Annotated in this window: 10 protein-coding genes; 7 read left to right on the top strand and 3 right to left on the bottom strand. The window is 37.5% G+C overall.

Annotated elements, in window-relative coordinates:
• Positions 1–145: 145 nt before the first annotated feature.
• The 4 genes from L4D12_RS17340 to gad all read left to right on the top strand — a co-directional run bounded on the left by L4D12_RS17340 (position 146) and on the right by gad (position 7,278).
• Positions 146–2,731 carry a glycosyl hydrolase family 18 protein gene (locus L4D12_RS17340; RefSeq protein ID WP_428449089.1) on the top strand — a complete coding sequence of 862 codons (2,586 nt, stop codon included), beginning with the start codon at positions 146–148 and terminating at the stop codon, positions 2,729–2,731.
• Between the two features lie 158 nt (positions 2,732–2,889).
• Positions 2,890–4,227 (top strand): GGDEF domain-containing protein, encoded by a 1,338-nt coding sequence (locus tag L4D12_RS17345; RefSeq protein WP_428449090.1) that lies wholly within the window; start codon positions 2,890–2,892, stop codon positions 4,225–4,227.
• Between the two features lie 12 nt (positions 4,228–4,239).
• On the top strand, positions 4,240–5,511 hold the full coding sequence (locus tag L4D12_RS17350; protein ID WP_428449091.1) for an EAL domain-containing protein: 1,272 nt from the start codon (positions 4,240–4,242) through the stop codon (positions 5,509–5,511).
• Positions 5,512–5,883: 372 nt separating this feature from the next.
• Positions 5,884–7,278 carry a glutamate decarboxylase gene (gad, locus tag L4D12_RS17355; RefSeq protein ID WP_428449092.1) on the top strand — a complete coding sequence of 465 codons (1,395 nt, stop codon included), beginning with the start codon at positions 5,884–5,886 and terminating at the stop codon, positions 7,276–7,278.
• A 164-nt stretch (positions 7,279–7,442) separates the two neighbouring features.
• On the opposite strand, the gene L4D12_RS17360 is transcribed toward gad, so the two are convergent.
• On the bottom strand, positions 7,443–7,808 hold the full coding sequence (locus L4D12_RS17360; RefSeq protein WP_428449093.1) for a hypothetical protein: 366 nt from the start codon (positions 7,806–7,808) through the stop codon (positions 7,443–7,445).
• 221 nt (positions 7,809–8,029) lie between these two features.
• Between L4D12_RS17360 and L4D12_RS17365 the strand changes: the two genes are divergently transcribed.
• The 3 genes from L4D12_RS17365 (at position 8,030) to L4D12_RS17375 (ending at position 11,169) form a co-directional block, all read left to right on the top strand.
• On the top strand, positions 8,030–8,557 hold the full coding sequence (locus L4D12_RS17365; protein WP_428449094.1) for a hypothetical protein: 528 nt from the start codon (positions 8,030–8,032) through the stop codon (positions 8,555–8,557).
• A 356-nt stretch (positions 8,558–8,913) separates the two neighbouring features.
• Positions 8,914–9,759 (top strand): enoyl-CoA hydratase/isomerase family protein, encoded by an 846-nt coding sequence (locus tag L4D12_RS17370; RefSeq protein ID WP_428449095.1) that lies wholly within the window; start codon positions 8,914–8,916, stop codon positions 9,757–9,759.
• Positions 9,760–9,927: 168 nt separating this feature from the next.
• Entirely contained in the window at positions 9,928–11,169 is a 1,242-nt protein-coding gene (locus L4D12_RS17375; protein WP_428449096.1) for a leucine-rich repeat-containing protein kinase family protein, read from the top strand.
• 573 nt (positions 11,170–11,742) lie between these two features.
• Here the strand turns inward: L4D12_RS17375 and L4D12_RS17380 are convergent.
• A complete protein-coding gene (locus L4D12_RS17380; protein WP_428449097.1) occupies positions 11,743–12,513 on the bottom strand; it encodes a 5'-methylthioadenosine/adenosylhomocysteine nucleosidase in 771 nt (256 codons plus the stop codon).
• A gap of 582 nt (positions 12,514–13,095) precedes the next feature.
• The coding region (locus L4D12_RS17385; protein WP_428449098.1) for a transposase at positions 13,096–13,384 on the bottom strand (289 nt) is incomplete at its 5' end.

The following is a 13,384-nucleotide window of genomic DNA, read 5'->3' on the forward strand; positions in this document are numbered from 1 at the left end:
ACAAATTGAGTAGGAATGCTCCTACAAAAAATATTATGAAAATCTCAGTAAGAATATTCTTACATCTATTCTCCATTAAATTCCTTTATATTACCCTATGTTTTATTTAGACTTGCTTTCAATTTACACATAAAGAATATAGATAATGAAAAATAAAACGTTACTAGCTATCGCTATTTCAACTGCAATATTAGCGTCACCCTCTCATGCAGCGGCTCCTGCTAAACCTATTATTGATTGGGGTGAATATAAATTTGCTCTTGTTGAGTTGAATCGTGATGAAATTGCATACAGTAAATTGGTAAAAGCAATACATGACGAGGTTACTGTTAACGTCTCTTGGTCTGTCCATTCTGGAAATGCTGCCACTAAAGCCCGTGTTTTAATCGATAGTACTGCTGTTTGGTCTGGTGAGGGATCAGCAAAATCTGCATCATTTGTGATGAGTAAAGGCGGAAAGTATAAGATGCAGATAGAGTTATCTAATAACGATGGTTCTACTCTATCAGATGAGAAAATACTCGTCATTGCTGATACTGATGGCAGTCATTTAGATCCTCTTCAAACGGGATTCAATGAAAATAACAAAGAATATACAAATACAACAAACAAAGTCGTTGGAACCTATTTTGTTGAATGGGGTGTTTATGGTCGTGGCTATACTGTTGACATGCTTCCTGCAAAGAACCTAACACACCTTCTTTACGGCTTTGTGCCTATGTGTGGCGGCGATGGGATTAACGACAGCTTAAAAACCATTAGTGGTTCATTTCAAGCACTTCAAAACGCTTGTAATGGAACACCAGACTTTGAGCTTGCTATTCATGACCCTTGGGCTGCTATTCAAAAAGGTCAACAAGGTGTTAATGACTGGTCAGATCCTTATAGAGGAAACTTTGGTCAGTTAATGGCTCTTAAGCAAGCTAATCCAGATCTGAAAATTTTACCTTCTATTGGTGGCTGGACTCTTTCTGACCCATTTTATTTTATGGGTGATGATGAGAAGCGCGCTCGTTTTGTAGCATCGGCAAAGCGTTATTTACAAACATGGAAGTTCTTTGATGGTCTTGATATCGACTGGGAATTTCCAGGTGGTGAAGGATCAAATCCTAATCTTGGTAACAAAGAAAAAGATGGTGAAATTTACAACCTAATCTTAAAAGATCTACGTACGATGCTCGATGAGCTATCACTAGAAACGGGTCGTGAATATGAGTTAACATCAGCGATCAGTGTTGGTCCTGATAAAATTCAAGTCATTGATTATAATGAATCGCAAAAGTATCTAGATAACATATTTATGATGTCTTACGATTTTGCTGGTGCTTTTGATCTTAATAATTTAAACCATCAAGCTGCACTTCATAAATCAAGCCTAAAAGAAGAAACTAAGTACTACACCTCTCTAGGTGTTGATGCAATGCTTGCTCAAGGTGTTGACCCTAAGAAATTGGTTGTTGGTGTTGCTGCTTATGGACGAGGATGGACCGGAGTAACGGGTTATACCGACGGTAATCCTTTCAGTGGTAGAGCAACAGGTCCAATTAAAGGTACTTGGGAGGATGGCGTAGTAGATTACCGAGATATCGTGAACAACCGAATGGGTGATGGCTGGATTTATGGTTATGATGAACAAGCCGAAGCACCCTATTTATTTAAATCATCAACAGGTGATTTAATTACTTATGATGATACTCGTTCGACAAAAGCTAAAGGTAATTATGTAACACATAATAATCTTGGTGGTGTTTTTTCTTGGGAGATTGATGCCGATAACGGCGATATTCTGAATGCGATGCATGAAGGATTAGGTCACGGAGGCGATACACCGCCTGTGGTTCCAGAAAACCAAGCTCCAATAGCGAATGCTGGCACTGACATTACCGTGACAGGCCCACGTACCATCACTCTTGATGGGTCAAAGTCATATGATCCAGAGCGAGATAATATTTCTTATGCATGGGTGCAAACACATGGCGATAAACTCGTAATATTGAATGATACTTCAGCTAAAGCAGACGTTGAGGTGACTGCGACAAATACTGAAGTAGCATATACATTTGAACTAACAGTAACAGATAATGAAGGTTTATCTGATACAGATAACATTGTTATTAACAATTTACCACAAGAAGAAAACCAAGCACCTGTTGTTAGTCTTCTGAATGAATACCGAGCAAAATCTGGTAAGGAAATAAACATTACGGCGATTGCTTCAGACCCAGATGGTGATGTCCTAATGTTTGAATGGGTGGTTCCTAGCAGTTTCACAATAATTGGAAATAGTAATTCAGAATCGATCTCATTAAGAGCACCTCTTCTTGATACCGATACAGCGTATAATGTATCCGTTCAAGTCACGGATGGTTCTTTTGATGCTCATGCAACAACATCTGTACTTGTAGAAAAAAATGATGATGACAGTGATGGTGATATTACTGATCCAGAAGCGGGGAAATATCCAGCTTGGGATCGAGCAACAATTTATACAAAAGAAATTGTAAGCCATAAGGGGCTCGTCTATCAAGCTAAGTGGTGGACTCAGAATAGTGAGCCAACACCAAGTAATGACGCATGGAAACTAATCAGTGACGTTGAATTAGATTGGGATGCAAAAATAGCTTATCAAGGTGGTGAGACAACTACTCATTTAGGTGTTAAATGGAAAGCTAAGTGGTGGACTCAGGGTGATGAACCAGGTAAAGCCGATGTTTGGATTAAACTAGATTAATTTACAAGTGAATTAGTCTGATAAACCTAGCAGATTAATCTGCTAGGTTTAATCTATAGTGCATCATTAAAAAAATAAAAATTACTTATTAAAATATCGTGTACCTTACGTACGACTAACGTAGTTTACAATTTATTATAAACACGACTGGTTAACTTATGTTAAAGAAAAACTATATCGACACAAAATCTAGTGCTTTAATATCCCTATCAATATTACTAACGACTTTTATTTTTGGATTTTTATACATTGACTTCTACAACAATAAATACACACATATAAATCACACATTAGAGTCAAGTAAGGCTCAAAACTATCTATTTTCGAAATATATATCTCAAGTGACAGAAAATAAAAGTAATGAAAAAAATATTTTCAACGGAAACATATACACACGAGACATTAACGAGATCAAAGAAAACAAAATTATAACCTCGACATACAATCAAACTCAAAAAATATACAATCAAAAACCAGCTTGGCTTTCACTGTTAGATTTAATATACATAAAATTTCACACGACAAATACTATTATTTCATCAAGACCAATGGTATTTTTAGAAAGTGATAATTTTGATATTAATTATTTATTCAGTAAAGAATATTGTGACAAGTTTAGAGTTTGTACAAATTATGTTTATGATGATGATCTTAACGACCATGTTATATTTAGCGAACCTCATATTGATAAAGACACCAATAAATTAACTATAACAATCGTATCTCCCATTTACAACCATAATAATATCATTGGTGATGTGCAAATGGACATTCATTTAAATGAATTAACATCATCACCACTATATCAATTCAATCATTATATCAAAGACGATATATTACATATGAATATATGTAACTTTTTATTTTGTGGTCATTTTTCTTACAAAAACAGTATATACATAGATAATTATGTTGTAATAGACACTCATATATCATATGTCCCTATTTTTATTTTCTTTTTATTCTCAGCATTGCTGCATATTTCATACTCGTACTTAATAATATTCAATAGACGAAATATATTAGTCAAAAACAAATTAGAAGAAGATATTGTAATTGATGAATTAACCGACAGCTTCAATCGTAAAGTTCTGAAATCAAAAAGAGTTATAGATATATTTGATGGAAAACATAATAATGCAATCATCATAGTAGATGGTAATAAAATTAAATACATAAATGATACATTTGGTCATCATATTGGAGACGTCGCCATAAAAAAAATATCGCATGTATTAATGTCTGTATTCAGAGATACTGATTTTGTTATTCGCTTTGGTGGTGATGAGTTTTTAATTATCGCCATAAAAGCTGATAGTTTTAATATTACTCATCAATTATCACGAGTTCATGAGAAACTAAAAGAAAAACCTATAATAGGAGATACTTATGTATCTGTATCTATTGGTGTTTCCAACTGTACATCATACGATTCATTAAATGAGTCAATAGCTAAAGCTGACAAAGATCTCTATCAACAAAAACAAACACGATAATAGGTAATATATATGCGTAACTTTTTTCATTATCAGCCTGTTTTTCTAAACAATGAGATTCAATCGTATGAAGCTTTAATGAGATTATACGATAAGTCTATTGAAATAGAAGATTACATAAAATCAATAGAAAAAAAAGACCACTTTGATATAAGTGTTCTCGCTGCTGTTTTATCTGATGTGAGAAATTCTTTTCCTGTATCAATAAATATCTCGATAAAAAGTTTAGAGAGCCAATATTTCATAACCAATGCTATTTTTTTACTAAAAAACAGTAAAATAACATTAGAGGTAACTGAACACGATCATGATGTTGATTTAAAGTTAATTCAAAAAAACATGTTGAAATTGAAAAATAAAACAAAAGTTATTTTTTCTTTAGATGATTTTGGTAAAGGTAGCTCTAATACTGAACGATTAATGGCTCTACCCTTTGACGTAATAAAAATTGATCGTTGTATGGTGAGAAATATAGCCAACAACTATTCTGACTTCGCAGTACTTAAATTAACAATACATAAATTAGTTAATATTCTTAAAAAAGAAATAATTATAGAAGGTGTTGAGGAACAACTTCAAGTAGATCTTATCAATCTTATTGGCTCATACCCTATTCAAGGCTACTACTATTCAAAACCAATTAGTCTTGAAGCAATAACAAATAAAGAAATCGATACTATCCTTGGAACAACTGTCATAACTAAAAATAATGCAATAGAAGAGACCAATGCTTTAGATATAATTAATGAGATTATATATAATATAACAACACACAGAAAAATCTCCGACATTGATATATCAAAGGAGATATATGATTTATTATCAATACGAGCAATAGATGCTGAAATTGATGTGCTAAATAAAGCAAAAAACTTTATTCCTAAATCAAAATCAATAAGTTCATTATACGCTTCATCTATCATTAATGGCTGTAATAATATGGTTATAATAAGGGACTCTTCCGGAAAAGCCATATTCAACAATGACAAACATATTGAATACTTTGGAATGGATATTGTAAATAGAGATGTTAATAATTTATTTTCAATAAACCCATATTATGAAAAATGTATTAATCTTGACTGTAGTTTATTAGAATCAAGACGTAATATCCTACTTTCCAATGAGACTTTACTAAAGAACAATAAATTAATTAACGTTGAAGTGTTAAGGCAGAAAATTACACATAATAATAATGAATTCATATTATGTATTATTTATGACGAAAATAGTGTCATGTATATTGATAATACAATACTCAATCTACCTCGCGATACTTGGTGAATTTATTGCATATACCTAATCGCATATGCATACATTCGGTATTAATCCAACACTATTCCGCGACTAGAAATGCTCGCTTTATTCGTTAAGCGAGCTCGTCGTATTTTAGAATCAAGACACAACACGAGTCTTCCCCTCCTATCGCTACATCTGATGATGCCGTTCAGGCAAATTACTGATGACACAGATCCATATTCGTCCCCTCACGGGCGTATTTACTGCTGATTTCTGACTACCGAGCCCCCTCACATCTGAATTTCTTGAGGTTACTTAACCTTGTGCTAGGGTTAAATCGTCTTTTTGTCATTTATTAACACCAACATACAATCTGCAATGCTGTTTCATTCGTTTATTTTATTACGGAGAGAAAACATGCCACTTCACCAAAAAGCAACGATCAATGATTCCATTCTTGATGATGTCTACTCATCAAGGGACTTGTCCGTTGTAATGCCAAAATACAAGTTTCCATTAAATCAACAACAAGCCATGCATGCTTATCAAGTCGTTCACGATGAACTCATGCTAGATGGTAATTCACGCCAAAATCTGGCTACATTTTGTCAGACATGGATTGAAAGTGAAGTGCATGCGTTAATGGATGAATGTATCGATAAAAATATGATCGATAAGGATGAATATCCCCAAACAGCAGAGATTGAGTCACGCTGTGTTCATATGCTAGCGGACTTATGGCACGCTCCAGATGCCGCTAATCCAATGGGATGCTCAACAACCGGTTCCAGTGAAGCTGCCATGCTGGGAGGGATGGCACTCAAATGGGCTTGGCGAGAGAAAATGAAAAAACAAGGAAAACCAACCGATAAGCCCAATATGATCTGTGGACCGGTTCAGGTTTGCTGGCATAAATTTGCACGTTACTGGGATATCGAACTGCGAGAGATCCCAATGGAAGGTGATAGGTTGATCATGACACCAGAAGAAGTCATTAAACGATGTGATGAAAATACCATTGGCGTTGTCCCTACCCTCGGTGTCACTTTTACCTGCCAGTATGAACCAGTCAAAGCGGTACACGATGCATTAGATCAACTGCAAAAAGACACAGGGCTGGATATTCCTATTCATGTAGATGGCGCTAGCGGAGGTTTCCTCGCCCCCTTCTGTGATCCAGATTTAGAGTGGGATTTCAGACTACCACGGGTTAAATCTATAAACGCCTCAGGCCATAAATTTGGTCTGTCACCACTTGGTGTTGGCTGGGTTGTCTGGCGCGATGCTGATGCATTACATAAGGACTTGATCTTTAATGTCAATTACCTCGGCGGTAATATGCCGACATTCGCTCTCAACTTTTCTCGGCCCGGCGGACAGATAGTCGCGCAATACTATAACTTCCTCCGCCTCGGCTTCGAAGGCTACCGAGAAATTCATCAAGCATGCTATGACACGGCTCGCTATATTGCCCAAGAAATCGAAAAAATGGGCATGTTCGATATTATCTACGACGGAAAAGGTGGGATCCCGGCACTGAGCTGGACCCTTAAAAAAGACAGCAATCCAGGGTTTAACTTATATGACCTGTCAGATCGCATTCGCTCACGTGGATGGCAGATTGCAGCATACGCCATGCCAGCGAATCGAGAAGATCTGGTCATCATGCGTATTCTTGTTCGCCACGGGTTCAGCCGCGATCTGAGTGATCTGCTAATTACCGATCTACAGCACTGTATCGACTTCTTCGCTAAACACCCTGTTGTGAATGGCAGTGACTCAGACGAATCTTCAAATTTTAATCATGGTTAAGCGATAACTGACATAAACAGTAGCCAGATAGCATTCGTTACCTGGCTCATTGAAATAATGACTAACCGCATAACAATCGTTACTCCTCACAATTACATAAATAACGTATTTTGTAGTCGATTAAGCGCTTATTACTGCATCAGTACAACAAAACGTTGTATACATCATTCACCGTTATCAACAGAACATTCCAATTGCGTCTCAAAACACATTCCGTCTTTCCGCTTGCACTTTTCTAAGGTTTTACCTTTCGCTTCCGCTTCTGTCCGACCAGTGCCGTATACACCTCCCGCATTTAGATCGTTCAGATAACAACCCCAAGCATTGTCATTAACGTTACCGATTGAGTCAGACATAGATAGCTTAAGTATTAATACTTCTAAGCGCTGTATATCTTTTCTCAGCATCCGCACTTCTTTTTTTAGTTCGTAAATCACACGATCATCGGAAAAGTGTTTTGTATCGCCTGTCTTTGCATGCACATTCCCAACCAGCAATAACAACATGAGTGGTAACATCACTTTCATCATTTTATCTATCCTTACAAAATGCACGCTGAGCATGCTGATTTATAACGTAGAGCCACTATCTCGACAAATCTACACCTTAATGCGTAGCCAATGAATCCTCACTAAAACAGGTATATTTAACTGGTGAAGGTATACAAGAAAAAATAACTCATTAATTACGCACAAAAGCAAATAGTTGCATACACTTATAGACAACTTCATCTTGATGCAGCTGATATTTTATGAGTAAAAATAAAGTGATTTTTCACATCAACGGCAATACAACAAACGAATTAATCAACTTTACCGTTACCGACTCACGCATCAGGCAAGATCAGGCAATCGATCCGCAAAATATCGCTATTAATAGCAGCCAAGGCCACCTTATCCTTACTGTTGACGTCAACCCTCAAGGTAATCGTGATGTCGCATACTGGTATGGTAATTTTGTGAATAATAATGAAAACCATATGGTGCATACTTCAGGAGGCTGTAACCTTCCTGACGAGTTACATTTTGCACTAAAAGGCATTCTCTCAATTGGCGATCAACAATTTAAAATATGCCTTGGCCAGGGCCATTTTCCTCCCAACAACCACTGGCACCTTTGCAGTCAGGCGATCTTGGCATGTAGCAACAATGAATCCGCCAACCTGAACAACAACTACTTTATTACCGCAACCAGCCACTATGAATTTAACACATGGCATATTGTCAACATTGATGAAATAGCAACGAATACAACCAGAACGCATCTAAACGTACCTTAATCGTAGCCAAGACCATAACTATTCATTGATCCTTAGCGTAGACAGACAACAGTCACAGACAAGTTTACATCAGTAAAAACAAAGGGTGACCACACGATGAATGATTTGCGTGAAATCACGAAGAAAAGCTTATCAATTTGTTGTTTCTTTGCATAATTTTGAGAGTGTGATTACAGACTAAAAGTGACTTCGTCACTAAAAGACAAATAAAATTAGAGTCATCTTTCTATGTTATAAAATTCACTATAATTGTTGATCGACTTCAATAAAGTCAAAAATGCCTCATTGTGTTCTCGTTAAAACACATTACGTGTAGTAGTGTTATTTGAACGGCATCGTTTTGCAGGAATAATTCCATGAATGATCTGAATTTAACCAAAACCGCAGCGAACTATCTCTTAAGTACAATCGAACAGGGTGTACTCACCATTACAATGAACCGTCCTGACAAATTAAATGGCTGGACAATGGAAATGATGGGAGCATTACGCGAAGCATTTTCCAATGCAAATACGAATGAAAACGTCAAAGCCATTATTTTCACCGGTTCTGGAAAATATTTTTGTGCTGGTGTCAATTTGAGCAGTACTATCAAATTAATGCCCCCGCGGAAGTTACGGCAGTTAATTGTTCAAAATAACCAAGCGTTATTTGACCTATTTCTTAATTGCAAAAAACCTCTTCTCATTGCGATAAACGGACCCGCAATAGGCGCAAGTGTAACCTCATCAACCCTCGCGAATTATATTATCGCAGCAGAAAGTGCGACTTTTTCAACGCCGTTTTCGGCATTAGGTGTAACCCCTGAAGGCTGTTCTAGCTATCATTTCCCTCGCTTAATTGGAGAAGAAAACAGCTTACGGATGTTAGGCTCTGAAGGCTGGAAACCCACCGCAAAAGAAGCACTCGAAATTGGATTAATTCAACAGGTTGTACCACAGGATCGGTTGCTAGCTGAAGCAGAACGCATCGCTAAACATTGGGTCAGTAACGGCGAGCAACGCACCTTTCTCGCAGAGAGCACATTGAGCCAACTGAAAGAAACCAATGTGAGTGAGTCAGAACAACTTGCCGATGCCTTCTTAGGCGCTAACTTCCTAAAAGGTCAATCGCAATTTTTGTGGCGCAAAAAGAAGTATATACCCTCTACATTATTCTTTTCTCTTTGGGCATTGAGGCCACTATGGTCACGGTTAATTTAATTGATTTACCGAAACATCGCCGATCATAAATCAGTATACAGGCACACTCTGAATCCGTCTTATCATGGTAACGCAGGTACCATCAATCTACCTGCGACTACCCCTTCTTGCGAATTTTCAAGTAAACTACCCACCGTTTTGTAGCACACTCACCACGGATTGATTATTTTGCACACACTTTCTCAGCTAAAATCTGGCGAATTAGCAGGCATTCAACACTTAAAATTATCAGAACACTTAACGTCATTTCCATTAGACATCTTATCTTTAGCTGATAGCTTAGAAATTCTTGATCTATCCAACAACCAATTGGCAACACTACCGGAAGAGTTCGCTCAACTAAAAAAACTTAAGATCTTTTTTGCTTCAAACAACCATTTTGACACACTGCCTGAAGTGCTAGGTCAATGCCCAAACCTAGAAATGATCGGTTTTAAATCAAATATCATTAATCAGGTACCAGAACTTTCACTACCACCAAAGCTACGCTGGTTAATCTTAACAGATAACCAAATTGAAACCTTACCTGATGCTTTAGGCGAACGGCCACGACTGCAAAAGTTAGCATTAGCGGGAAACCGATTAACACGTTTACCGCAAACCTTATCCCAGTTATCAAATCTTGAACTAATACGAATTTCAGCCAACCGGCTGACTGAGTGTCCTGAGCAATTATTGACGCTACCGAAGCTGGCATGGTTTGCTTTTTCTGGAAATCCATTTAGTCAGTCCAATACCAACATTCAAAGTGTACCCTGTATTCCATCGTCCAGTTTCACATTACAAAATGTACTTGGACAAGGTGCATCTGGCATTATTTCAAAAGCGACATGGAATAAACAACAACCCCACTTCCCGACTAATGTTGCAGTTAAAGTGTTTAAAGGTGATGTCACCAGCGATGGGTATCCTGAAGATGAATTACAAGCTTGTTTGAAAGTCGGCAATCATCCAAACCTAATCCAATCTTTGGCACAGGTGAAAGAGAATGATTATTTAGCGTTAATTATGAATTTAATTCCTGAGCACTACCGTAACCTAGGGTTGCCACCCAGCTTTAATAGTTGTACTCGTGATACTTTTTCACCGAACTTTACGTTATCCATTAAGCAAATTAATAAAATAGTTGTTCAAATGCAAAACGTGTTTGCGCATTTACATTCAAACAAAGTTTGTCATGGTGATTTATATGCTCATAACACGCTCTTTGATCATGACGCCAATATCATTTTTGGTGATTTTGGTGCAGCCACAATGTATTACATGCTAACTCCATCACAGCAAGCACTAATAGAACAGATTGAACGTCGAGCTTTGTATCATTTCATCGATGACCTACTTAGCATTTGTATAGAAGAAGATAAAAACAGCACTGCATTTACGCATTTAAAACAGCTTATTACTCATTAAGTATTGCTAATAAGCAGGTATTATTGGAGCATTCTGATCATACCTGCTGCACTATTTACGTAAATCATAAATAATAATATCGGCTTCATTTCATTTTTACGATGAAATTCAGATTTCTTTACTTATCATTTGATGTATAGCTTGAATATGAACAGTAATAGCAACCATTTGACTGAGGATATATTTTCTTAGCTGCATCAAGGGCTGTGCTGCAGGCGGTATGGTATCCCAGTGGGTCACAATTGTTTATACCGGGACTATGGTTACATGTTGCTGTATGCACTTCATGATCACCATTATCCTGTGCTTTTTTATCAACATAAAACAAACTCATAACCACCTCTAACGATTAATAATCCTGAGTAATCACATTACACCTCTGTAATTATAGGTGATAGTCAGTAATCGCAATTGTTAGATTAGCGTCACTGTTATGCTTAATCTGAGCACAGAAAGATGAGACCCTTGTAGCATTGTTAAATGTCAAAATATTATGCATTCGGAATAATCTAGCAATAAGAACCAAGAGGCAGCTCTAACAAGCTGCCTTTTCTGCAAGTATTACTCAAGCAGTTACATTCGCTTGAGCATATTCAAGGTGATTCTGGCTGAATTATCTGCTGTTGCCTTTTTCAAATCTGAATAAGTCATCTCTGCCGATCCATCGGCCTTATCAGAAATGGTGCGGATCACCACATAGGGAACCTTAAAGGCATCGGCGACTTGCCCCAAGGCTGCGCCTTCCATTTCAACGGCCATCGCATCAAACTCCTGATAAATCTCAGTCACCACCGCTTTGCTGGCAATAAACTGATCACCAGAAGCGATAATCCCCTGATAAACCGCATCATTCCCCAACGTTTCAACAGCTGCATCGAACGCGTACTTCTGCAAGGCACTGTCAGCGTAGAAGTAACGATCTTTATAATCCGGTAACAAACCTTTAGGACGATCAAATGCGGTTAAGTCAACATCATGCTGTACCAAGCGAGTTGAAATTACTACATCCAATGGTTCGAGTTTAGGATCGCTAGCCCCTGCAATACCGGTGAAAATCAGTGACTCAACACCGAAGTTCTCGATAAGGAGCGTGGTTGTCATTGCCGCATTCACTTTGCCTACACCAGACTTGGTCACCACCACGGGGCGCCCCTGCAACTCACCAATGTAAAACTGGTGGCTACCAATCGTTTTAACTTTCTGGTGTTCAATTATTGGTAAAAGCGCCTCAACCTCAACATCCATCGCACCAACAATACCAATAATTGGCGTCGCCTCTGACATTTTGGCAATAGAAGGAAAAGCATAAACAGCGAGCATTAAAGCAAGAGATGTCTTCAACATTAGTGATCCTAGATATAATCAAACATCCCTCCAATATGGGATGCGGCGTGATTATATTCCCCTTCAACGATAAAGCAATCGTTTGCATTCCTGATTAACACTAAGTGATTAAAGTTTTGTCAGTTAAGGATGTTCACTATCCGTTGATTCGTTATTAGCATGGTATCTCATCAAATCAATGAGCATTCTTATAGGACTTCACTGCCAAAAAGCCCGCAACGAATGTCAACCCGACAACAACTAGAGGGATAATAAACATAACTGGGCACAGAACATTCATGATTGTAGCCTGCGGCTCCAACGTTACTTGCTGTGTAGGAAGGTAACAGATAATCCAAAAAGTTAGGCAAACAGATAATGTAAAAAAGAGTGCTGTGACAACTGCTGCAAATTTCCAATTCGTATCTGTAGAAATTAGGTTATAGCGCTTGGCGCTTGATTGATGCATTTCCGTATCTGCTCCACATTCAATAATCCTTATTGATATATACATATATTATGGACATACAAAGCATTAACATTGATCCCTGACATATTTTAACGGAGTTGCTATAAAACATGGGTCGTTATAGTCCCACCTGATTACCACCGAGCCTCAGCCAATTTGAGTAAGCGCTCAGGCATCGGTGCTGTTTGAATACTTGAGTGAATCAGGTTATCTATCATTTCTTCCAAATCAAATCTGCGATTGAACTTAAAGCAGAATTCAGCGAGATATCTCGGTAAATGCTTGTTGTTTATCGCATGGTAAGTTCCGTGCATTGAGTTTTTCACATTACTTATCATCGTGTTAACCCACTTGAAGTACGGTAATTCAACACAATCAGCACCACCGCCAGTGATAATGGCCAGATGGAACTCGTTTGCATCT

The organism is Photobacterium nomapromontoriensis (genome assembly GCF_050336815.1).
Taxonomy (GTDB): domain Bacteria; phylum Pseudomonadota; class Gammaproteobacteria; order Enterobacterales; family Vibrionaceae; genus Photobacterium; species Photobacterium nomapromontoriensis.

What these genes read in the sequence shown, in the direction of transcription:
- L4D12_RS17340 (WP_428449089.1), top strand. Translation starts at nt 146, where the DNA reads ATGAAAAATAAAACGTTACTAGCTATCGCTATTTCAACTGCAATATTA.
- L4D12_RS17365 (WP_428449094.1), top strand. Translation starts at nt 8,030, where the DNA reads ATGAGTAAAAATAAAGTGATTTTTCACATCAACGGCAATACAACAAAC.
- L4D12_RS17360 (WP_428449093.1), bottom strand. Translation starts at nt 7,808, where the DNA reads ATGATGAAAGTGATGTTACCACTCATGTTGTTATTGCTGGTTGGGAAT.
- gad (WP_428449092.1), top strand. Translation starts at nt 5,884, where the DNA reads ATGCCACTTCACCAAAAAGCAACGATCAATGATTCCATTCTTGATGAT.
- L4D12_RS17350 (WP_428449091.1), top strand. Translation starts at nt 4,240, where the DNA reads ATGCGTAACTTTTTTCATTATCAGCCTGTTTTTCTAAACAATGAGATT.
- L4D12_RS17345 (WP_428449090.1), top strand. Translation starts at nt 2,890, where the DNA reads ATGTTAAAGAAAAACTATATCGACACAAAATCTAGTGCTTTAATATCC.
- L4D12_RS17380 (WP_428449097.1), bottom strand. Translation starts at nt 12,513, where the DNA reads ATGTTGAAGACATCTCTTGCTTTAATGCTCGCTGTTTATGCTTTTCCT.
- L4D12_RS17370 (WP_428449095.1), top strand. Translation starts at nt 8,914, where the DNA reads ATGAATGATCTGAATTTAACCAAAACCGCAGCGAACTATCTCTTAAGT.